Here is a 23,009-nt window from a genome sequence, read left to right on the forward strand (position 1 = left end):
CAATTATTTCTAGTAAGTTTACATTTATGAAAATAGTAGTTGATAACGATGATGGAAAATAGAGAGGAAAAAGAATTAATTGCTTTCTATAATGTGGAAAACTTGTTTTGTCCAGATATACCGCAGATTCACAAGTTAGACCCAACTGCTTCGGGTATGCAAAATTGGGACGAAAGAAAATATGAGAATAAGCTGACTAAAATAGCACATGTTTTTCAACTGATTCAGGATAGTGAAAATTCGCTGCCTATGTTGATTGGTCTATCTGAAGTTCAGGGTCGTAAACCGTTAGAAGATTTGGTGAAGTTAGATCCCTTCAACTCTACTTACGGAATTGTGCACTACGAATCGATGGATGAAAGAGGAGTAGATGTAGCACTGCTTTACGATAAAAGTAAAATTGAAATTATCTCCTCGGAACCGCTGTCTTATTTTTTTACGGTTGAAGGTCGAAATTCTGAATATTACGATACAACCCGAGATGTTCTTTTTTGCAAAGTAAAGTACGCTGAGACGATTATTAATCTCTTCGTTTTGCATTTGCCTTCCAAAAGGGAAAAAGATGTTAATAAATCCAAGCGAGAATATATCCTCAAAGACTTGCATCACAAAGTTTCAGAAATAAGTTCAACCACCAACGAATCAGTTTTAGTTTGTGGTGATTTTAATGAAAATCCTGATGAAGAGATGATAGCAAATTTTGGTTATGACAATGAATTTAATAAAGTCCTCTTAAATCCGTACGCCGACTTGTTTAAAAATGGAAAATTTTCTACATTTCACTACAAAAATGGCTTGCTTTTTGACCAAATGTTTTTATCGGTAAATTTTTTTAACGCAAACAATCCGCTTGTTTTTAAAGAAGCTAAAGTCTTCAATCATGAGAAATTGAGCAACTGGGATCAGAAATTTAGCGGTCGCCCTTTCAGAACTTATGCTGGGACCAGATACTTGGGTGGATATAGCGACCACTTTCCTATCTTTACTGTATTGTCACGAAATCAGAAACAAGACAAACACGATATATTTTAAACACAAAAACACTAACAATGAAAAATGCAATTAATGCCGAGTATCATTTAGATAAGATCGATAAAGAGATTATCTATATGTTGATGGACAATGCTAAAACATCGCTAGCCCAGATTTCAAAAAATGTGGGAATTTCTACGACAGCAGTTCATCAAAGAATTAAAAAATTAGAAAATGCGGGCGTCATGGAGAATTCTATTTCGTTTCTGAATCCGCGTAAAATTGGTTTTAAGGTGGTCTCTTTTATTGGCGTCTTTCTAGAACAGCCAAGCCATTATCAAGACGCAATTAAAGCACTGAAGGAGATTAATGAAGTGGTAGAAGCACATTACACGACCGGAGATTACACTGTTTTTCTTAAAGTGTTGTGCAGGGATAATGACCATTTAATGGAGATTTTAAATAAAATTCAAAAATTAAAAGGAGTAACCAGAACTGAAACTTTTATTTCTTTAGAACAAAGCATTAGCAGACAACTAAAGGTTTAACCGGAAAATTTAAATTTAAAAAATTATAAAAAATACATTTCGCCAGAAGTGTATTTTTTGTTAAAAGTAATTAGCACAATTTCCCAAAAGTACTCGTCGAATCTGCAGATAATTGGCTATTTTTACATTCCTCAATTAATAAATATCAATTTTCTAATTAAATTTAATTATTCATGCAAAAGACATTAGAAAAAACCCATACGATTCCTATGGAAAATCACCATGAAGTGCGAAATGAAGGATGGCCATTCAATACCAAGTATTTTGATGCGATCAATATCAATCGTAGCGCCGTGGAGAAACGGGTCGCAACCTTAGCGGGACGACGAAGTGTGAAAAAAGAATTTCAAGCAGCCTGGCTACTCAAGGCAATCTCCATGATCGATCTTACCACGCTCGCTGGCGACGACACCCGCGGAAACGTGATGAGACTTTGTGAAAAAGCCAAGAATCCGGTTCGAGAAGATATTCTGCAACGATTAGGCATGCAGGATGCAAAATTGACTACAGGCGCCGTTTGCGTCTATCACAATTTAATTCCCTTTGCCAAAGAAGCTTTGAAAGGAACAAACATTCCAATCGCCGCAGTATCTACTGGCTTTCCAGCTGGTAAAATTTCCCTGGAAGACAAAATCACAGAGATCAAAAAATCTGTAGCTGCCGGAGCCACAGAAATCGACATCGTAATTTCCCGTGATTTGGTTTTAGAATCAAAATGGAAAGAACTGTACGATGAAATTAAATTATGTCGCGCGGCGTGTGGCGATGCTCACATGAAAACAATCTTGGCGACAGGTGAAATTCCTACTTATACCAAAGTAGCAAAAGCATCTTGGGTAGCCATGTTGGCTGGCTCAGATTTTATCAAAACCTCTACGGGGAAAGAATCCGTGAACGCAACTTTAGCCATTAGTTTGGTCATGATCCGTTGCATTCGCGATTACCATGAATTAACTGGCGTGAAAGTCGGTTACAAACCCGCAGGTGGAATTCAAAAAGCAAAGCAAGCGCTTGATTATTTAATCTTAATAAAAGAAGAATTAGGAAACGATTGGTTAACTCCAGATTTGTTCAGATTCGGAGCAAGTTCCCTATTGGGCGACATCGAGCGACAGTTAGAGCATTACGTAACCGGACGATATAGCGCAGGATTCAGACATCCGATGGCATAATTGTCATACTGAGCTTGTAGAAGTACGGTTACTGAGCTTGTCGAAGTACGGTTACTGAGCTTGTCGAAGTACGGTTGCTGAGCTTGTCGAAGTAGGGCGCACCTTTCCGTCTTCCACTCCCGCTTTTTTGTTTCACTTCGTTACACAAAAAGAGCTCTGTTCAAGCCGGGGCGCGGTGGGATCTAAATATAAAGAAAGGTTATAATAAAAAACACTAAGATTTTTAACAGCGCAAATCCACAATCTTTTTTTGCCCTTTTGAAAAACTTAAAAAAATAAAAACTTTTGTGACTTTCGTGGTTCATTAACACATCACCAAATCATCACATTAACACATCATCAAAATGGAAATCAAAGAAATATACGACACCATGGTTTACGGTCCAGCTCCAGAAAGTGCAGCGCCAGCTGTGGAATTTTTAGAAAATCATAACCGACAATTTGAATTGTTCATCGGTGGAGAATGGGTAAAACCCAACTCAAAAAAATATGCCGATTCGAACAATCCATCCAATAAAGAGTTTTTAGCAAAAATTGCCGAAGCCGACGAAACCGATGTTGATAAAGCAGTGAAAGCCGCCAACAAAGCTTTGCCGGAATGGGCCGCTCTCAGTGGTTTCGAACGGGCCAAATACTTATACGCCATCGCCAGACAAATTCAGAAACACTCACGACTGTTTGCCGTTTTGGAAACCTTAGACAACGGAAAACCAATTCGCGAAACTCGTGATATCGATATTCCAATTGTGGCCAGACATTTTTACCACCACGCAGGCTGGGCAAAATTAATGGATACCGAATTCCGGGATTATCAGGAAGTTGGTGTTGTCGGACAAATTATTCCGTGGAACTTCCCTTTAATGATGCTTTCTTGGAAAGTGGCGCCGGCTTTAGCGATGGGAAATACCGTAGTATTAAAACCAGCAGAATTGACTTCTTTAACAGCTTTACTCTTTGCAGAAATCTGTGAAAAAATTGGGTTGCCAAAAGGAGTTGTCAATGTCATCACTGGAAAAGGAACCGAAGCTGGAAACGCTTTGGTCAATCATAAAGATATTCAGAAAATTGCCTTTACAGGTTCTACCAGCGTAGGCAAAATTTTAAGAACAAACATTGCCGGAACAGGAAAGAAAATTTCCTTAGAATTAGGCGGGAAATCACCTTTCATAGTTTTTGAAGATGCTGATCTGGATTCCGCAGTAGAAGGAATTGTTGATGCTATCTGGTTCAACCAAGGACAAGTTTGCTGTGCAGGTTCTCGATTATTAATTCAGGAATCAGTTGCCGAAAAGTTCTACAAAAAATTGCGCACTCGTATGGATAATCTCCGCTTGGGCGATCCCTTAGATAAAGCCGTTGATATGGGTGCGATCATTGATCCAAAGCAATTGAAAACCATTAAAGATATGGTGAAGATCGGTGTGGATGAAGGTTGTACCATGTACCAGCCCAAAAATGGTGTTCCAGAAAATGGCTGGTTTTATCCACCCACTTTATTTACCGATGTTCCGACAAGTGCCGTAATTGCACAGGAAGAAATCTTCGGACCAGTGCTAGTTGCCATGACTTTCCGTTCGCATTCCGAAGCGGTGGCTTTGGCGAATAACACAAGATATGGTTTGGCTTCAAGCGTCTGGACAGAAAATATTAATTTAGCTTTAGATATTGCACCGAAAATTAAAGCTGGAAGCGTTTGGATTAACTGTACCAATCAGTTTGATGCTGCTGCCGGTTTTGGTGGCTATAGAGAATCAGGTTTCGGACGTGAAGGCGGAAGAGAAGGATTGTATGAATACATGAAACCAAGAGTAGAAGCTGAGTTCACTTCAAAACCAATTTTGCCAAAAGCGGAAAAACCGAAAGCAAATCAAAAAGCGAAAAATAGTTTAGCAGATATCGACCGTACGACTAAAATGTATATCGGTGGAAAACAAGCTAGACCTGATGGAGGTTACAGCACAGAAATCAAGAATGCTTATGGTGACTACATTGGCGAAGTTTCAGAAGGAAGCAGAAAAGATATCAGAAATGCAGTTGAAGCCGCACATGCAGAAAAAGCTTGGGGCGGAATGACTGGTCATGCAAGAGCGCAAGTTCTTTATTATATCGCAGAAAATTTAGCAATCCGTTCGGAAGAGTTTGCGGAGAGAATTGTGGAAATGACGAATCAATCTTTAGAATCTGCCCTAGATGAGGTTGAAAAATCAATCGAAAGAATTTATACCTACGCTGCTTATGCTGACAAGTATGATGGAGCAGCCCATTCTACCGTTCAAAGGATGGTAACTTTAGCAATGCCAGAAGCAATTGGGGTGATGGGAGTTGTTTGCCCAGATGAAAATCCATTGTTAGGATTTATCTCTACGGTGATTCCTGCGATTGCGATGGGAAATAGAGTAGTCGTAATCCCTTCTGAAAGACATCCTTTCTCAGCAACCGATTTCTATCAGATTTTAGAAACTTCAGATGTTCCTGCCGGAACGGTAAATATAGTTACAGGAGCAAAAGAAGAATTAGCCATCGAACTTGCCAAACATTATAATGTGGAAGGAATTTGGTATTTCGGAAGTGCAGAAGGAAGTAAGAATATCGAATTGTTATCCACCGATTCCATGAAACGTTCTTGGGTGAATTTTGGAAAATATAGAAACTGGTTGAATCCAAAACATGGTGAAGGTCAGGAATTCTTAAGACATGCTACAGAAATTAAAAATATCTGGATTCCTTACGGGGCTTAGCTACATTTAAGATAATCTAAAAAAGCCACGGAAATTCTCGTGGCTTTTTTATTAGAAAAATCTGCTTGATCCGCGAGATGATTAATGCATTAATGAAGGTTGAAAATTTTATTAAAAAGAAAAATTATTTAGAAATATCAATTTCTAAAATCTCCCATATCCAATTTCAAAGAAAAGAAATTAGAGAAGAAGTTTGAGCCGCCGATTCCCGAATTGGTAATCGCATAATCCAAAGTTAGGCCTTGATATTTAACACCGATTCCAGCGCTGGGCTGAAAAGAAACTTTCCTTTTTAAATTTTCAATGTCGGTAATGGTTTGAAACCTATTTAAACCAACTCTTACAAAAATCATATCCTGAAACTTCAATTCTGCGCCCGCGTAAGGAGTGATACTCGCAAAGTCAGTAGAAATAACTGCGGCCGTCTTCGCGAAATCAACATTGATTCCAACTTCAGGCATTAATTCTAAATCGCGATTAATTTCAATATTACGACTCATTCCCAAATTTAATTTAGGCATCGTTAATTCGAGTTTATCTTTCGGAGCTGGATTAAACTCCTCTCCATTGACCACAGCGGATAGTTCCTTTTGATTGACTGTCCAGAAGTTTACGGTTGTCGTAACATCTTTCATCACGGCACCGTAATTCCAGCCATTATCTGAATGATAAATCGCTCCGATGTCAAATCCAAAACCATAACCGCTCGCAAATTTCCCAACATTTCTATAAACCAGTTTCGCGTTGACACCAACGTCTAATTTCGCGTTTCCACCAGGATTAAAAGCGTAAGAAACTAACGCTGCATAATCAGATTGTGAAAAACTGGTAATTTTATCGTAATCAATATTTCCTTCAGGATCAATTAACTGCGTGGTATTTAAAATATTATCAACACCGAGACGCACGATGGAAATTGCAAAGACGCCTCCTTTATTATCTAAAGGTTTAGCAAAAGCGATGTAATCATATTTAGCAATCGATTCGAAATACTCAGCATGCATCGCAGCTCCCTGCCAATCACGATCGACGCCAAGTAAACCCGCAGGATTCCACATCGGAGAATAGACGTCGTTTTGATTAGAAATTACCGCGCCACCCATGGCTAATCCGCGTGCACCAGCACCGATATTGAGAAATTCGTTCGAATATTTCCGCACAATTTGAGCTTCAGAAAAAACTCCTGAAGTGACTAAGGCGGCGAAGAATAATTTTCTCATCAATTCTGTAATTTTTTTTCGGCTGCGTTTTTGCGAGATTTTAATACGCCATTAACGATAATTGCTGAAATCATCACCAAAGAAGCACCGTAAAAGATCGGACTCATTTGCTCAGATTCTCCAAAGATAAAGAAAGCCAGGATAATCCCATAAACTGGCTCCAAATTTACAGTGATAATTAAGGTAAATGGAGAAATATACTTCATTAAACTGACCGATTCTAACATGGGGAACGCTGTAAATACACTAGCTAATAAAATAACTAACGTCAAATCATGCGTGCTTATTTCATTCAATTGGAAAATTTGTCCCGTCATTAGTAAAAAGGCGGTTAAGATGAGAAAACCCGAAAAAATTTCATAGAAAATAATATTTCCCGAACTAGTTTTTCCAAAAATCTTGCCATTAAAAACAGAAAAAATGGTGCCGAAAAGAGCAGTCAGTATGCCGAAAAAGATGCCTTCTTTATATTGAAATTCTGTTTTGAAAATTAAGCCCATACAAATTACAATCACAATTCCCATGACTACTTCTGAAATATCTATTTTCCTTTTAAAAATAATCGGTTCTAATATCGACGCGAAAAGGGTAGAAAGTGAAAGGCAACTTAATGCAATCGACACATTAGAAACCTTGATGGAATAAAAGAAGCACAGCCAATGAAAAGCCATAAATCCGCCAATTGTGGAGAGTTGAATGAAAAGTTTTTTGGAAACTTTAATGCTTTCCTTTTTAACAAACCGAATGAAAATAAATAAGAAAATGGCTGCGAAAAGCATTCGATAAAATGTTAAGGCTTGCGCATTGGTCTCAATCAGTTTTCCTAAAATTGCGGTAAATCCCCACAGAAATACAATCATATGAAGACGAAAAAGGGCAGAGTTTTTAACCACTATTTAATATTTTAACTTTTGCAAATCTACAAATCCAATTTAGATTTTTAAGAAAGTTTCCAACTTGATTCACCAAAAAAAAACCCTAAAAATTTCTAAAACTTTTAGGGTCTTCAAATAATAAACTACTAAAAAAATAAACTAGGAATAATTCCTAGCATTGATAACGACTATTCAGCTCTTTTATTTTGAATGATTCTATTTAAATTGAGATAATAATTTGCATGACTGAAAATTAATAGGTTTTGAGAGGTTTAGCCGTCGCATTATCTTTAAAAATATTACCTTTATCCCAAATTTTTGCAACTTATGGATTTAGAATTTAATAAAAGAGAAGATCAAAATAAATTAAAGCTCGGTGCGATTAACAGTTTGCTTTCTGAAATTAAGAAAGGAGGCGGTGAGCAGCGTTTACAGAAACAACGAGATGAAGGGAAGTTAACGGCCCGTGAGCGAATTGATTATCTCCTCGATAAAAATTCAGATTCTATAGAGATCGGTGCTTTTGCTGGTTACGAAATGTATGAAGAACACGGTGGTTGCCCAAGTGCAGGTGTTATTGTGAAAATGGGTTATGTTGCGGGCAAGCAATGTTTGGTCGTTGCCAACGATGCCTCTGTAAAAGCCGGTGCTTGGTTTCCGATCACGGCTAAAAAAAATCTTCGTGCGCAGGAAATTTCTATGGAAAATAGATTACCGATTATTTATCTGGTGGATTCTGCAGGGGTGTTTTTACCGATGCAAGACGAAATTTTCCCAGATAAAGAACATTTTGGACGAATCTTCCGCAACAATGCTAAAATGAGTTCCATGGGAATTATTCAAATTTCTGCGGTCATGGGAAGCTGCGTGGCTGGTGGTGCGTACTTGCCGATTATGAGTGATGAAGCGATGATCGTTGATAAAACGGGTTCTATCTTTTTAGCCGGAAGTTATTTAGTGAAGGCTGCCATTGGAGAAACCATTGATAACGAAAGTTTAGGAGGTGCCACAATGCATTGCGAAATTTCGGGCGTGACCGATTATAAAGCCAAAGATGATAAAGACGCTTTGGATCGAATTAAAAATATTATGAAATCAATTGGCGACTACGAAAAAGCTGGTTTCGACCGAACTGAAAGTTTTCCACCAAAACAAAAGATAGAAGATATTTTTGGGCATATGCCAATTTCGAGAGCGGAACAATACGATACTTTTGATATCATCAAATCTTTGGTCGACAATTCTGAATTCGAAGAATACAAAGGAGATTATGGCAAAACAATTATTTGCGCTACCGCCCGAATTGATGGCTGGAGTGTCGGAATCGTTGCAAATCAAAGGAAATTAGTAAAAAATGGAAAAGGAGAAATGCAGTTTGGTGGTGTCATTTACTCTGACTCTGCAGATAAATCGACGAGATTTATAGCGAACTGCAATCAGAGAAAAATTCCTTTATTATTTCTGCAAGATGTAACCGGATTTATGGTAGGTTCAAAATCTGAACAAGGTGGGATCATCAAAGACGGAGCGAAAATGGTGAATGCCGTTTCTAATTCCGTAGTGCCGAAATTTACTGTTATCACAGGGAATTCATACGGTGCTGGAAATTACGCCATGTGCGGAAAAGCGTATGACCCACGATTAATTGTTGCCTGGCCTTGGGCTGATTTGGCGGTGATGGGTGGAAGTCAGGCCGCGAAAGTTTTGGCTCAGATTCAAACTTCGACTTTAAAGAAACAAGGAAAGGAAATCTCGGCAGAAGAAGAGCAGGAGATTTTGGATACCATTTCGAAAAGATATCAGAAACAAACCGAACCAACTTATGCTGCAGCGAGATTATGGACGGATGCAATCATCAATCCAGTAGACACCAGAAAATGGATTTCAATGGGAATCGAAGCAGCGAATCATTCGCCAATTACAGAAAAATTTAATTTAGGAGTGATTCAGGTTTAAGAAATTAAAAACACAAACCTTTTAAAAACACTTATTATGAAAAAATTTATTTTAGTAATTGCCTTGCTATTTTATGCAGGGCTATTTTCCCAATGTAACATCATGGGACCTGATCAAATTCAGGTTGGAGAAAGGCAAAATTATACGGCTGAAATTTCAGCGGATCCTACAGCTAATCATTACGAATGGATTTATCTCGATCAGAAAATGATTCCGCAAAGTGATCTTAATCAAAATATTCTTACTGTTAAAGGATCGGTTCCAGGAAAATCTGTCTTATCTTTAAAAATAAAGGCAGCTGGCAAAACTTTTAATTGTAAGAAGTCAGTTGAGGTCATAGCGCCGCTATCGGTTTCTCTGGATATTAATGCTCAGAAATGTGATATCGAAATAGAAGCTTTTAAAGAAATTAGAGTTTCTAATACCATCGTAGCTTTCGAAGCAATCGCAGCTGACAACAGCTTTACTTATCAATGGACAATTCATTATAGAAATGGCTCTAAAAAAATTTCCAATGACAAGGTAGGAAAGTTCGATTACTCTAATGAAAATGTTATCGATCAGGTAGATCTAGACATTACCGATAAAAAATGCACCAAGAAAATATCAAAAACGTACAATCATAACTTTTGGTATTTTTTCTAGAAAGATTTGATTTATAAAAAAATAAAGTCCACTTCGAAGAGTGGACTTTACTTTTTGTTATAAATCGAATTTTAAGCTTTCACGAACTGTAATTCTCCAGCGATTTTTACGTCGTCAGAAACCATTACACCACCTGCTTCCAGGGCTGCGTTCCAGTTTAAGCCGAAATCACTTCTTTTAATTTTTCCTTCAAATGAAAAACCAGCTTTGGTTTGTCCCCAAGGATCAACATTGATTCCGCCAAAGTCAACATCTAGTTGAATCGGTTTTGTAACGCCATTCATAGTCAAGTGACCCGTAATTTCGTTCTTTAAAGAGTCAGTTTCGAAAGTAATTTGTGGGGTCGCTTCTACATTGAAAAAATCTTCACCTTTCAAATGCGCATCTCGATCTGCACTATTCGTACTGACAGAATCAGTTTGAATGGTTGCGTTAATTTTTGCGTTTTTAAAAGTGTCATCTTCTGCGTGCATTTCTGCCGTGAAGTTGGTGAATGATCCTTTAACATTAGAAATCATCATGTGTCTTACTTTAAAAGTAATTTCGCTGTGACTTTGATCTAAATTCCATTGTGTTGCCATAAGTATATATTTGATGTGTTTTTAATTTTGATAATGCAAAGATATTTCAGGACAAATAGAGAAACATTGATGTAGGTTAAGAACGTATAAATTTTTTACATTTGTCACAAGCACTTTACTATGAAAAATTATTACGCTTTTCTACTGTTTTTCTTTTTTACGAGTCTAAATTTCGCTCAACAAAAAGATTCGATAAAAATCGAAAATCAGCGATTCGATTTTCAATACAAGGAACTGTATGTGCCAGCCGGATTGATGATTTCCGGAATTATCGCAGACGGTCGCGGTAAAGAATCTCTGAAAAACGAAATTGTAGAAGAGCGAAACGAACATATTTTTGGCTTCGAAAATCACTTAGATGATTACGCCCAGTTTTTTCCGTTCGTGGCTATTTATGGCTTTGAAATCGCTGGCATGAAACCCAGAACGGATTATAAAAATCGAACTGCGATTTTAGTCAAAGGACAATTAGTTAATTTGGGTTTGGTTTATATTCTAAAAAAATCTTTAAAAGAAACGCGTCCTGATGGCACTGCTTATTCTTTTCCGTCTGGTCACACGGCTAATGTTTTTGCAGGAGCGACCATGCTCGCTATTGAATATGGTGAGCATCACAAATGGGTTCCTTATGTGGCTTATGGTGTTGCAACGACGGTTGGCGCGATGAGAATGATCAATAACAAACATTATATTTCAGATGTTTTATTTGGTGCAGGTTTAGGAATTCTCTCCATGAAAGCTGCATACTGGACGCATCAATATAAATGGAACCGTGCGAAATCTGACCGCGATCCGCTCACTAATTTGTACACTTATCCAGAGAATTAATTGGTTTAATAGAAATCAATTTAATTTATTAATTTTAGCCATCTTTTAAAAGTGGTTAAAAACCTTTGATTTAAAGGATTCTTTTCTATTTAAAAATATTTATTATATCTAATGAAAATATCTAAACTCTCTTTTCTATTCCTTTTTTCAGGAAGTTTTCTCTTTGCTCAAACTCAAAAATTTACGATTGCTGAAGCGGTAAATGGTTTAAGAAGCAATCTTGCCGTAAAAAATATTTCCCAGTTTTCTTGGGCTGATGATGGTAAATCGTTTTATGAAGGAACCAAAAACGGTTATTTGATGACGGATGTTTCTACTAATAAGGTAGACACCTTGGTTTCATTGCATCAGTTGAACACGACATTGTCTTTGGATAAAAAATTAAAGTCTTTTCCGAGAATTACTTTTGTCAATAAAAACAAAGGATATTTCACTCAAAATTCACAAAACTTTTGGATCGAGCGTTCTGGAAAAGAATGGAAAATTAAAGAAGGACTTACTTTAGATAAAGAAGCTGAGAATTCCCAAATGCTGAATGATCATCAAGATTTTGTTTACACTGTTGGAAATAATCTTTATCTCAATAAAAACGGAAAAGTGGTAGCCATTACAACTGACGGAACTAAAGATATCGTCAATGGAAAGGCAGTTCACCAACAAGAATTTGGTATTGATAAAGGAATTTTTATTTCACCCGACAATTCTAAAATAGCCTTCTACAGAATGGATCAGTCGATGGTGAAAGATTATCCGATTATTGATTGGAGCGTTGTGCCAGCGGTCAATAAAAACATCAAATATCCAATGGCGGGAACGCCTTCGCATCACGTGACTTTGGGCGTTTACGATATTAAAACCAATAAGACGACTTTCCTCAATATCGAAGGTGATCCAGAGCAATATTTGACCGTTGTTACTTGGAATCCAGATTCTAAATCAGTTTTTGTGGGTGTTTTAAATCGTGATCAGAATGATTTAAAAATGAATCAATACAATGCTTCCACCGGAAGTTTTATGAAAATGTTGTTTGAGGAGAAATCTGATAAATATGTCGAGCCACAACAGCCACTATTATTTTTCCCGAATTCAACAACTGATTTTATTTGGCAAAGTCAGCGAACAGGCTACAATCATTTATTCCATTATAATATAGATAAAGGATTGGTCGCGCAGTTGACTAAAGGAGATTGGTTGGTAACCGATATTCTCGGTTTTAATGAAAAGAAAAAAGAAATTTTCTACGTTTCGACGCAGGAATCTCCGATGGAAAGACATCTTTACAAAGTAGACTGGACGAATTTTAAAACTCAGAGATTAGATCAAGGTGCCGGAATGCACTCAGGCGTTTTGAGTAAAGATGGAAATCATTTATATGACACTTATAGCAATGCTACTACGCCAAGAACTATAAATCTCATCAATATGAATACTTTAAAAGTAAAGAATGTATTGACTTCCGAAAACCCTTTAAAATCCTACCAGCGACCAGAAATCAAAAATTTAACTTTGAAAGCAGATGATGGAACTCCATTATACGGGAAAATAATTTTGCCAACTGATTTTGATGCCAACAGAAAATATCCGGTTATTGTTTACTTGTACAACGGTCCACATGCCCAGTTGGTGACAGATAGTTTCCCAGCTTCAGGAAATTTATGGTATGAATTTATGGCTCAAAAAGGATACGTCGTTTTCACAATGGACGGAAGAGGTTCATCGAATCGAGGATTAAAATTTGAACAGGCTATTTTCAGAAACGCAGGAGAAACTGAAATGAAAGATCAGTTGCAGGGCGTTGCCTATTTGAAGTCGTTGCCTTATGTTGATGGCAACAGATTGGGAATTCACGGTTGGAGCTACGGTGGATTTATGACGACCAGTTTTATGTTGAAAAATCCAGAGGTTTTCAAAGTTGGTGTTGCAGGTGGACCTGTGATCGACTGGAATATGTATGAAATTATGTACACCGAAAGATATATGGATTCACCACAGAAAAATCCTGAAGGATATAAACAAGCCAATCTTTTAGACAAAGTTCAAAACCTAAAAGGACATTTATTAATGATTCACGGCGCACAAGATAATGTGGTTGTTTGGCAACATTCAATGAACTTTTTAAAAGCTGCGGTAGATCACGGTGTCCAAATGGATTATTTCGTTTATCCGGGACATGAACATAACGTTTTAGGAAAAGACAGAGTTCATTTAATGCAAAAAGTGACCGACTATTTCGATGAATATTTAAAAAAATAACTGATGAAAATCGAGGCGAATTCTGTAGAAGAGTATTTAAATCAAGTTCCGGAAGAAAGAAAAGCTTCTTTCCGAAAATTGTATGAAACTGTTTCTCAAAAATTGCCTCCTGGTTTTCAGGAGCAGCTCAGCTATGGAATGATTGGCTGGAGCGTTCCACTGGAAACCTATCCTCCAGGTTATCATTGTACGCCTAATACACCTTTGCCGTTTCTGAATTTAGCTTCTCAGAAAAATTTTATTGCGTTGTACCACATGGGCATTTATGCCAATCCAGAATTATTAAACTGGTTCGTAGCAGAATATCCAAAATATTCTCCCCGAAAATTAGACATTGGAAAATCCTGTATGCGCTTCAAGAAAGTTGAAGATATTCCCTTTGATTTAATCGCTGAGTTGTGTCAGAAAATAACTCCAGAAGATTGGATTACTTTGTATGAAAGGGAATTTAAGAAGAAGTAAGCAATTGCTTTTCTGAACTTTCAAAAGACACGATTTTTTCTATACTAATGATAAAAACTATTTTGGTTCAAAAAAACTTATTCCCGAATCACTTTAATCCTACCATCATTCCAAATTCTAATCACCGAAGAACCGGAGTATTCCGAAACTTTATCATGGTTTTCTTCGGCTACAAAATCTACAGCATCAATAATTTCCTGTGAAATATCTGAAAATTTCATTGGTGATTTTTCTCCGCTAAAATTCGCTGAGGTTGAAACCAAAGGTTTATTTAATTTAGTAATAATCTTCTTTAAAAATAAATCATCCACTAACCGAATTCCAATACTTCCGTCTTCAGCCAGGATCTCTTTCGGTAAACCTTTTGGATTATCATAAATTAATGTCACCGGTTTTTCCGATAAATCCATAATTTCCCAGGCCATTTCGGGAACTTCAACCAAGTCTTCCAAACGTTTTGCAGATTCTACCAAAATGATCATCGACTTATTTTTCTCTCTTTTTTTGATTTCAAAAATTTTATTGATGGCTTCAATATTCGTCGCATCGCAGCCGATTCCCCAAATAGTGTCGGTCGGATAGAGAATGGTTCCACCAGCTTTTAAAGTTTCTATGATTTTTTCCATTGATTATTTTGGTTGATATTTTTAGGTTTTAGATGATAAATGATACGGGACTTTAAATCGTTAGCGATTAGGGTTTTTGTTATTTACAATTGTAATAATTAAAAGCGTCATTTTATTTAATAGGAACGGGCTTTAGCCCGTTTATTATATTTTTAATTTCAATTGCCTTTAGCCAAAACTTATTTCTCTGAATTTTGAAAATTATATTTTTCAATAAATTCCAAATACTCTTGGGAAAATGTTTTTTTCAAATGATGCTTTTCCTGATTGATGATATAATTTCTAACCTGATCAATCATCGATTCAGAAATTGAGACTGCAAAATATTCATCTTGCCAATGAAATTTATCTACGGTTAAATTATTTTTATTAATCCAGAAAGAAGATTCACCTTTTATCAACTGAGCAACTTTTTCTATATTTTGGTTTGAACTTAAAGAAATTAAACAATGACAATGATCAGAATATCCATTGACCATATCGATAAATATTCCTTTTTCTGAGGCATTTTGCTTAATATGTTTCCATACTGTAATTCTTAATTCTTTTGAATTAAGGAACGGTTTTCTTTCAAGCGTTGAGAAAACCAAATGAATGTATATTTTTATAAATGGCATAGCTCAGTCAAAAATAATGAATTTTAAGTTTTTGCTAAAGCCGATTGGATTTTTTTCAAATTAAACGGGCTAAAGCCCGTTCCTATTTATCGCAAAAACTTTTAATCATATGTATCGTGTGAAAAATTAATTATAAAATTTGTATATCAAAATATACGTTGCTTCTCTATAATAGGGGCCGGTTTTCCCCGTCTATTATGCGTTACAAAAGAATTGGCTTTAGCCGAATCGTTAAGGATTAATGGAATAAATTTTAATTTAATCAAGTTTACTGCATCACCTCAATCAAACTTCCTCGTTCTTCATCTTTCGTAATGTTTAACGAAACCGGCATTTTCTCTTTCAATTCTTCCACATGAGAAATAATTCCTACAATTCTGTTTTCTTTCTGAAGATTGGTTAAAGTTTCAAAAACCACGTTTACCGATTCCAAATCTTGGGTTCCGAAACCTTCATCGATAAAGAAAAAATTCTTTTCCGCCTTCGCATTTGACTGTACACTTTCGGCAAGCGCCAAAGCCAGACTTAGAGAAACCTGAAACGCTTGACCGCCGGAAAGCGTTTTTACACTTCGGCATTTTCCCTCATTTAGATAGTCGATAATCTCAAAATCATTATTTTCATTCAGTTGCAAACTCAACTGATTTCTCGTCATCCGATGAAACCGAATATTAGCGTGATCACACAATTGTCTTAAATAAATAGAGGAGACAAACTGCACAAAACCTGCTCCTTTAAATAGATTGAACATCAATTTCAGATTGTCTGATCTTTTCTGAAGTTTTGCTAAATCCTTTAATAAAGTTTCTTTTTTCCTAAACTCTTTTTCCAATCTTTCGATTTCAGCATTTGTTTTTATAACGGTGTCATTTGCAACTTTCAATTCCTTTTCAGAATTTTGAAATTGATGTTCAATTTTAGAAAATTCTTCTTCATCAAAAGAAAAATCTTTCAGTTTCAACGTCAATTCGTCGACACTGTTCTTTAAAGTTTCAAATTCGATTCTGAACTTTTGAATTTCATTTCTGGATTCTGTGACCTTAATATCCTGCGCTAAAATAAGTTCAACTTCTTTGAAATCAACGAAATTTTGAGTTATTAAAGACTGACTTAAAAGTTTTTCATTTTCCGAAATCTCTTTTTGTAAGTCACCGATTCTTTTTTCTACATGATCGACACGTGTTTTTTGTGCAGCGAATTTGGGCGAAATTTCCTTCTCCTTTTCAACCAACTGCTTGTAATTTCTTTCTGTTTCAAGATTGCGTTTTGATAATTCCTGCAAAGATGCATCGACTTCATTTATTGATTTTTCCTCAAAATCATTCCAGTTTAAAACTTTAAGATTAGAAAGATTTGAATTAATCTGCGTTTCTTTTTGCGCTTCTTTCAGTTTAAATTCTTCCAAAATTTTGCTGTATTTTTCCAAGGTTTCCCGCTCTTTCTCTTGGTTTTTCTGCTCGGTTGAAATCGATTGACCTAATTCTTCTATTTGCTTTTCGATACTAAAAGACTGTGTGCGTTTCTGCTCAAATTCAGATTCATTTTCGGCCCTAAATTCTTTCCATATAAAATTGCTCTGATGCTTATCAAGTTGAATTTTTATTTGGCTGGATGTTTCCTGTTCCGCTTTCAACTGTTCTTCAAAAGTTTTTTTGCGATAAAGGATTTTCTCAATTTCCCCTGAATTCTTCTGAAGTTCTTTCTGTTGATTTTCCGCATTTTCAAGTTGTTTTAAAATTGAATTCAGTTCAGATTCAACATCTTCGAAAGCGACAATATTCGGATGTTCCAAAGCGCCACAAAGCGGACAAGATTCGCCATCATGCAAGTCATTTGAGAAATGAGCTAATTTCTGTTGAACTTCAAGATGAGTTCTCTTTTCTGAAAGCTCTTTTTTTAGAATTTCTAATGCCTCATTTTTTGCTTTAAAATCTTCATTATAGGTTTCAAAATTAATTTCAAATGGCTTTAAATCAATTGAAATAGTGCTGAGCTTTAAATTCAAATCTGCAGTTTTCTTGAGTTGAACTTGTTCAGCTTCTTTTAATTTTTTGTTTTCTGAAAACCAATTTCCAACCTGAACCAAAAGTTGCGAATCCAATTTTTGAGGTTTCAGAACCTCTAATCTGTCAGAATAATCCTTAATTTTTAAATGAATGTTTTTTCGCTGTTCCTCAACTTCTTTTACTTTTTCAGAACCATGTTTTGTTCGTTCCTTCAGTGTTTTTATTTCTTCCGAAAACTGCAACATCTGTAAAATCAAACTCAAATCATTTGCCTGAATTTTGGATTCATTCAATGCTTCATATTTTGGAAGAATCAATTTTAACTGTTCAGTGAGCGATTTGACTTCAGTTTCAATTTTCTTTAAAAGTTCGTCCTGATTTTCTTTTTCTTTTTTCTGGCCTGAAATTTCTTTTTGCAGTTTATTTCTCTCTAAAACCAACGGATTGAAAATTCTAAAAACTTGGTCAAATAATTCAGTGCTTACCTCTAAAGCATCGATTGCGGATTTTCTCTCAGACAATTTTGTGAAGTCTTCTTTTTTCTGTTTTAGAAACTGAAAGTCTGTTTTTAAATTTTTAAGTTGTTGATAATGTTGATCAATTTTTTTAAAATTATTTTCAGTTTCATTAAAATGAACTTTCTCCAGTTTCAATTTTTCAGTTTGAACTAAAATCTGTTCTTCATTTACCTCTTCAAAACCTTTTAATTCACCTTCCAACTGATCGAGTTCAGATTTGTTTGTAATGTTTAATGCGGAAACATTATTTTGCAAATCAAAACGATGAAGACCAAATATTTCCTTCATCATATTGGTTCGTTCCGTTGCACCGAGTTCGATGAATTCTTTAAACTGACCTTGTGGAATAATGATGGTCCGTTTGAAATTGGCGTAACTCAATCCAATAATTTCTTCCGTACTGGAACTTTCCAGCGGAATCCAGTGCTCGTTTTTCCATTCATATAAAATCACATTTGGAGATTTTACATCTTCGAAATTTTTAGAATTCCTCTTAAATTCCCGGGTTGCCCGAAATTTTTTATTTTCAAAATTCATGAAATCAAACGCGATAAAAGATCGGTTCGATTTCAGATTCATCATGTTGTAAGCACGCTTGTCGCGAGAATTCAGTCTTTCAGTTTCGCCATAAAGTGCAAACGTTATCGCCTCTAAGATTGAAGATTTACCTGAACCAACAGACCCGAAAATTCCAAATAAACCCGCGTCTGTCAATGTTGTAAAATCAATAGTTTGGCGCTCCTGATAAGAATACAAACCTTCTAAAGTCAATTGAATAGGAATCATTTCTTATGCATTTAAAATTTCGTTGAATAAATTGAGTAAGTCTTCATAGGGTTCCTGCGCATTGTTTTTAGATTTAAAATAATCTTTAAACAAACTCTGAATATCCTGATTGAGATTGATATCGTGCAGTTGCTTTTGATTGAATTCCTGATTTTTAACTTTAGGAATAAGATGCACAATTCCGTGATGAGTATTATTGATCACTTTTCTTTCTTCCGCTTTCAAATAAGTTTCACTCTCTAAAGTGAGTTCAACCAAAGTATTCTGGTTTTCAGACAACCATTCAATCGCTTTCTCAACCTGATCAAAATTTTTACGCACCAAGGCTTTGCCATTTTTCAAGGCGATCTTTTCGTAAGAAACCTCTTGGTTAGGATGCGCTTCAATAATCGAAACATATTTCGTTTGTCCAGCTTCACTAAAACTATAACACAGCGGCGAAGACGAATAAACGACTGGTTTTTCTTCCGTTCCAATATTTCGAAAAGCGTGCAAATGTCCCAACGCCGTATATTGAATTTGAGGCGGAATCGTATCCGAATAAATCAAATCAGCATTTCCAATTTTGATGGGTTTTTCACCGTCAGGCTCTTCCAGAATTGGTGCGCCTCTTTTATTCATATACAAATGAGTCAACAGAATATTGACGCCATTTTCATCACAAAATTCGTCCGCAATAGTTGCCCAGTTTTCCGCCAAAACCTGATTGAGTGCTTCTTCTTTATTTTCCCCGAAATACTCTTTTAACCTGATCTCATTGGCAAAAGCGGTATGTACAATCCGAATTGGGAAATCGTGGTTTTTGAGTTTTAATTCAATCATACCTTCCACTGAATTTGAAATTTCAAAATCTTCAAGCTCAAACGGAGTTACTTTTGCTTTCGGATGACCGATTAAAATAATTCCACATTCCCGCGCTAATGGATCCGGAGCATCAATTAAATAGGGAGAATCATGATTTCCGGAAATGGCGATTACGGGACGTTTTCCATTTTGAGACAATCGCTTTAAGGTTTTATAAAAAAGTTCAATCGCCTCAACGCTGGGATTAAAATTATCGAATAAATCTCCCGCTACCAAAACGATATCTACGTTTTGTTCATCGGCAATCTGAACGATTTCGTCCATGACTAGAATTTGTTCTTCCAGGCGTGAAAAACGGTCCAAACGTTTACCCAAATGCCAATCGGCGGTATGCAGAATTTTCATATCTCAAATGTAAGAAACAAAAAGAGGATTTGAAATTTTGTACCTCAAGTTTTACTGAATGTAAACTGACTTCTTTTACAAAAAAGATTGAGGAATTTTTTTCCGAATTGTCAACTGTAAAATCCTTAATTTTACCACTAATTATGGAACAGAAATCAAAAGATCCTTTACACGGAAAACGTCTTGATGCTATTTTGGAAGAATTAGTAGAATATTACGGCGGCTTTGAAAAACTCGGTGAGCAGATCAATATCCGATGCTTTACTGAAAAGCCGAGCATTAATTCTTCTTTGAAGTTTTTGCGAAGAACAGAATGGGCGCGGGCCAAAGTGGAAAGTTTGTATCTGTATGTTTTAAGACAGAAAAAGAAGGAGGAAAGGTTAAGAGAATAATTTTTTAACGCAATGACGCAAAGGTTTAGAATAATTATCGTGCAAAAATAGCCGACGCAATGGCGTTTCACTCAGCAAAGGAAATTGTTTTTTTGCCTATCATTCTAAATAAATCTAATCTAAGAATTCACCCGAAACATAATACCAGCGATTATTCAAGTTTTCAAATAAAGAAAGTTCATGATGTAATTGTGGCTCTCCTTTTTCGTCGGTATAATACGCTTTGAATTCTACTTCGTTTGCCGAAGGTGCTCTCACAATTTCCAATTTCCTCCATTGATTAATTTCTCCCCATTCTTGCAAATCTTCTTTATTGTGGAGTTTTCTTTTTGTAGGTAAAGTAGTTTCCATTAAATAGTCTCCATTTGGAATGGCAACAGCAGAGAATCTTGAACGCATTAAAGTTTCAGCAGTTGGAGCATGTTGCTGTCCGAGGTGAAAAGGTTTGCAACATTTTTCGTACGATTTTCCAGAGCAGCACGGACAATTCATTTTCTTCTATTTTTAATTTTAAGTGAGATTGGGCAAGTACCTTTCTTTAATAATATTCAAATGATGAATATTATGACCTACAATTAATTTCCCAATCGTTTCGACAGAAATCTCATTGTTGTTCGCAATTCCTGTTTTTGGAAGAACGCTTCGACTAAAATTTTCAAAGAAATAAATAGTCGATTTTCTTAAAAAGTCAAACTCTTGGATTAAGCTTTTCAGTGAAATTTCTTCTAGAAAATAATTCTTCGCATAATCTTCTTCATCCCAACCCGCCAATTCTGTTTGGTCATTTCTGGAAAATCGTAAGGCACGATACACAAAAATACGTTCCGCATCGATAAGATGTTGCAACAGCATTTTCAAACTCCATTTGCCTTCTGCATAAGCGAACTCGGATTGCTGTTCAGAAAATTGCTGATAAATTTCCAAAGTTTCTTTTCCCGAATCTTTCAGTTCTTCCACCCAATTTTCGCTGGGAACGAGATCCAGATATCTTTGAATATATTTTTGAAATTCAGTCATGCGATTTATTTAAAAACCTCTAAGCTTTTAAAACTTGAAGGTTTATTAATAATTTTATTTGCCAAAAGCTTTTTCTAAATCAGCGATCAGATCTTCTTTATCTTCAATCCCAACACTTAGTCTTACCAAGTCATCGGTGATTCCTAGTTCAGCGCGTTTTTCTGCAGGAATGGAAGCGTGCGTCATCAAAGCTGGATGATTTGCTAAAGATTCTACACCGCCCAAAGATTCTGCTAAAGTGAATACTTTTAAATGTTCCAAGAACTTAATTGAATCTTCTTTTTTTCCTGATTTAAAAGTGAAAGAAACCATTCCGCCAGGTTCTTTCATTTGTCTTTTTGCTAATTCAAATTGTGGATGAGATTCCAATCCTGGATAAAAAACTTTATCAACCGCCGGATGACTCTCTAAATATTTTGCCACTACTAAGCCGTTTTGAGAATGTCTTTGCATTCTTAAAGCCAAGGTTTTAATCCCTCTTAAAATCAAATAGGAATCGTGTGGTCCTAAAATTCCACCACTGGCAAACTGAATAAAATGTAATTTTTCGCCCAACTCTGCAGTTTTTGCAACTAAAGCACCTGCGATCGCATCAGAATGTCCGCCTAAATATTTCGTTGCAGAATGCATCACAATGTCTGCTCCTAAATCGATTGGTCTTTGAATATAAGGGCTGGCAAAAGTATTATCAACCGCAACTAAAATGTCTTTTCCTTTCACCAAATCCGTAACAGCTTTAATGTCCACTAACTTCATTAAAGGGTTGGTTGGAGTTTCCAGCCAAATCAATTTGGTTTTATCCGTGATCAAATCTGCAATTTTTGAAACGTCATCAAAATTAACAAAGGTGAATTTCAACTGGTATTTTTCAAATAAACGGGTAAACATTCTGTAACTTCCACCGTATAAGTCGTCTACAGAAATAATTTCATCTCCTGGACTTAATAATTTCAAAACACAGTCAATTGCCGCCAAACCAGAGCCGAAAGCCAATCCTCTCGCACCATTTTCAATAGAAGCTAAACTGTCTTCCAAGGCCTGTCGTGTTGGATTTGCCGCACGAGAATATTCGTAACCCGAATGAATTCCGGGAGATTTTTGCGCGAAAGTTGAAGTTAAAAATACAGGAACATTTACAGATCCTGTGGCTGATTCGTGGTGTTGGCCACCGTGGATTACTTTGGTATTGAAATTCATTTTTTTTATCTTTTGATTTAAAAATACGACGTATCGATAAATTTATTTTACATTTTAATCGCCGCTTTTTGCGCAAATTCTTCTGCCATTTGCTCCAGCCAAAAGGCAACATCTTCTTCGCCAGTCGCTCTTTCGTAGGTATTCCCCATCGAAATTAAGATTTGGTGAAGGAACATTTTCATTTGATCCACTGGCATGTCTTTGGTCCAAAGGTCGATTCTTAAAGCTTCCTTTTTCTCATCATCCCAGACCGAAATCATAGTCGCTTTAGTTTCTTGTTTTTCTACGCCGCCATCTTCCGCATTCCAGGTCATTTTTTCTGGTACGTGATTGTCGTCTAATTCAATATCTATGGTGATCTGAGTCTTTTTCATACTATTAATTTGTTAAT

The 23,009-nt window shown here is 36.1% G+C and carries 21 protein-coding genes; 10 read left to right on the plus strand and 11 right to left on the minus strand.

All coding sequences use genetic code 11. From position 1 onward, the window contains the following. Window positions 1-48 precede the first annotated feature (48 nt). The 4 genes from BMX49_RS05150 to BMX49_RS05165 all read left to right on the plus strand — a co-directional run bounded on the left by BMX49_RS05150 (window position 49) and on the right by BMX49_RS05165 (window position 5,430). Window positions 49-1,032: an endonuclease/exonuclease/phosphatase family protein gene (locus BMX49_RS05150; protein WP_034717159.1), complete on the plus strand. Its 984-nt coding sequence runs from the start codon at window positions 49-51 to the stop codon at window positions 1,030-1,032. 17 nt (window positions 1,033-1,049) lie between these two features. Continuing rightward, on the plus strand, window positions 1,050-1,520 hold the full coding sequence (locus BMX49_RS05155) for an Lrp/AsnC family transcriptional regulator (RefSeq protein WP_034717157.1): 471 nt from the start codon (window positions 1,050-1,052) through the stop codon (window positions 1,518-1,520). Between the two features lie 173 nt (window positions 1,521-1,693). Beyond that, a complete protein-coding gene (gene deoC / locus BMX49_RS05160; RefSeq protein ID WP_034717155.1) occupies window positions 1,694-2,692 on the plus strand; it encodes a deoxyribose-phosphate aldolase in 999 nt (332 codons plus the stop codon). 344 nt (window positions 2,693-3,036) lie between these two features. Continuing rightward, window positions 3,037-5,430: an aldehyde dehydrogenase family protein gene (locus BMX49_RS05165; RefSeq protein WP_034717152.1), complete on the plus strand. Its 2,394-nt coding sequence runs from the start codon at window positions 3,037-3,039 to the stop codon at window positions 5,428-5,430. Between the two features lie 137 nt (window positions 5,431-5,567). Here the strand turns inward: BMX49_RS05165 and BMX49_RS05170 are convergent, their stop codons facing one another. Further along, on the minus strand, window positions 5,568-6,650 hold the full coding sequence (locus BMX49_RS05170) for a putative type IX sorting system protein PorV2 (protein ID WP_034717149.1): 1,083 nt from the start codon (window positions 6,648-6,650) through the stop codon (window positions 5,568-5,570). Further along, window positions 6,650-7,510, minus strand: a complete 861-nt coding sequence (locus BMX49_RS05175; RefSeq protein WP_034717482.1) for a DMT family transporter — start codon at window positions 7,508-7,510, stop codon at window positions 6,650-6,652. The genes BMX49_RS05170 and BMX49_RS05175 overlap by 1 nt, the downstream gene beginning before the upstream one ends. Window positions 7,511-7,852: 342 nt before the next feature. Here BMX49_RS05175 and BMX49_RS05180 point away from each other — a divergent pair, with 342 nt between their 5' ends. Together BMX49_RS05180 and BMX49_RS05185 are read left to right on the plus strand one after the other, a co-directional pair. Next, the gene (locus BMX49_RS05180; RefSeq protein WP_034717147.1) at window positions 7,853-9,481 is read left to right on the plus strand and encodes an acyl-CoA carboxylase subunit beta; all 1,629 of its coding nucleotides are present in this window, start codon (window positions 7,853-7,855) and stop codon (window positions 9,479-9,481) included. A gap of 36 nt (window positions 9,482-9,517) precedes the next feature. Continuing rightward, entirely contained in the window at window positions 9,518-10,126 is a 609-nt protein-coding gene (locus BMX49_RS05185; protein ID WP_126337194.1) for a hypothetical protein, read from the plus strand. Window positions 10,127-10,197: 71 nt separating this feature from the next. Here BMX49_RS05185 and BMX49_RS05190 read toward each other — a convergent pair whose 3' ends face one another. Further along, the gene (locus BMX49_RS05190; protein ID WP_034717143.1) at window positions 10,198-10,707 is read right to left on the minus strand and encodes a YceI family protein; all 510 of its coding nucleotides are present in this window, start codon (window positions 10,705-10,707) and stop codon (window positions 10,198-10,200) included. A gap of 120 nt (window positions 10,708-10,827) precedes the next feature. On the opposite strand from BMX49_RS05190, the gene BMX49_RS05195 reads away from it, so the two are divergent. From BMX49_RS05195 to BMX49_RS05205, 3 genes are all read left to right on the plus strand, one after another. Continuing rightward, window positions 10,828-11,535, plus strand: a complete 708-nt coding sequence (locus BMX49_RS05195) for a phosphatase PAP2 family protein (RefSeq protein WP_034717141.1) — start codon at window positions 10,828-10,830, stop codon at window positions 11,533-11,535. A 111-nt stretch (window positions 11,536-11,646) separates the two neighbouring features. Further along, the gene (locus BMX49_RS05200; protein ID WP_034717139.1) at window positions 11,647-13,788 is read left to right on the plus strand and encodes a S9 family peptidase; all 2,142 of its coding nucleotides are present in this window, start codon (window positions 11,647-11,649) and stop codon (window positions 13,786-13,788) included. Between the two features lie 3 nt (window positions 13,789-13,791). Beyond that, entirely contained in the window at window positions 13,792-14,250 is a 459-nt protein-coding gene (locus BMX49_RS05205; protein WP_034717137.1) for a DUF1801 domain-containing protein, read from the plus strand. A gap of 77 nt (window positions 14,251-14,327) precedes the next feature. On the opposite strand, the gene BMX49_RS05210 is transcribed toward BMX49_RS05205, so the two are convergent. The 4 genes from BMX49_RS05210 to BMX49_RS05225 all read right to left on the minus strand — a co-directional run bounded on the left by BMX49_RS05210 (window position 14,328) and on the right by BMX49_RS05225 (window position 20,012). Then, window positions 14,328-14,876 carry an L-threonylcarbamoyladenylate synthase gene (locus tag BMX49_RS05210; protein WP_034717132.1) on the minus strand — a complete coding sequence of 183 codons (549 nt, stop codon included), beginning with the start codon at window positions 14,874-14,876 and terminating at the stop codon, window positions 14,328-14,330. A 179-nt stretch (window positions 14,877-15,055) separates the two neighbouring features. Continuing rightward, entirely contained in the window at window positions 15,056-15,493 is a 438-nt protein-coding gene (tnpA, locus tag BMX49_RS05215; RefSeq protein WP_034717130.1) for an IS200/IS605 family transposase, read from the minus strand. Between the two features lie 268 nt (window positions 15,494-15,761). Beyond that, the gene (locus tag BMX49_RS05220) at window positions 15,762-18,803 is read right to left on the minus strand and encodes an AAA family ATPase (RefSeq protein ID WP_034717127.1); all 3,042 of its coding nucleotides are present in this window, start codon (window positions 18,801-18,803) and stop codon (window positions 15,762-15,764) included. Between the two features lie 3 nt (window positions 18,804-18,806). Beyond that, on the minus strand, window positions 18,807-20,012 hold the full coding sequence (locus BMX49_RS05225) for a metallophosphoesterase family protein (protein WP_034717125.1): 1,206 nt from the start codon (window positions 20,010-20,012) through the stop codon (window positions 18,807-18,809). 143 nt (window positions 20,013-20,155) lie between these two features. On the opposite strand from BMX49_RS05225, the gene BMX49_RS05230 reads away from it, so the two are divergent. Then, window positions 20,156-20,404 carry a VF530 family protein gene (locus tag BMX49_RS05230; protein WP_034717480.1) on the plus strand — a complete coding sequence of 83 codons (249 nt, stop codon included), beginning with the start codon at window positions 20,156-20,158 and terminating at the stop codon, window positions 20,402-20,404. A 114-nt stretch (window positions 20,405-20,518) separates the two neighbouring features. Here the strand turns inward: BMX49_RS05230 and BMX49_RS05235 are convergent, their stop codons facing one another. The 4 genes from BMX49_RS05235 to gldC are packed head-to-tail and all read right to left on the minus strand — an operon-like array spanning window position 20,519 to window position 22,992. Further along, window positions 20,519-20,896, minus strand: coding sequence for a YchJ family protein (locus tag BMX49_RS05235; RefSeq protein WP_034717123.1), 378 nt, complete (start codon window positions 20,894-20,896; stop codon window positions 20,519-20,521). Window positions 20,897-20,914: 18 nt separating this feature from the next. Beyond that, complete coding sequence (locus tag BMX49_RS05240; RefSeq protein ID WP_034717121.1) at window positions 20,915-21,421, minus strand: DinB family protein; 507 nt, start codon at window positions 21,419-21,421, stop codon at window positions 20,915-20,917. A gap of 54 nt (window positions 21,422-21,475) precedes the next feature. After that, window positions 21,476-22,627 carry a trans-sulfuration enzyme family protein gene (locus BMX49_RS05245; protein WP_260242693.1) on the minus strand — a complete coding sequence of 384 codons (1,152 nt, stop codon included), beginning with the start codon at window positions 22,625-22,627 and terminating at the stop codon, window positions 21,476-21,478. A gap of 38 nt (window positions 22,628-22,665) precedes the next feature. Next, the gene (gene gldC / locus BMX49_RS05250; protein WP_034717117.1) at window positions 22,666-22,992 is read right to left on the minus strand and encodes a gliding motility protein GldC; all 327 of its coding nucleotides are present in this window, start codon (window positions 22,990-22,992) and stop codon (window positions 22,666-22,668) included. Between the last annotated feature and the right edge of the window lie 17 nt (window positions 22,993-23,009).

This window comes from Kaistella antarctica (assembly GCF_900109615.1).
Lineage (GTDB): Bacteria > Bacteroidota > Bacteroidia > Flavobacteriales > Weeksellaceae > Kaistella > Kaistella antarctica.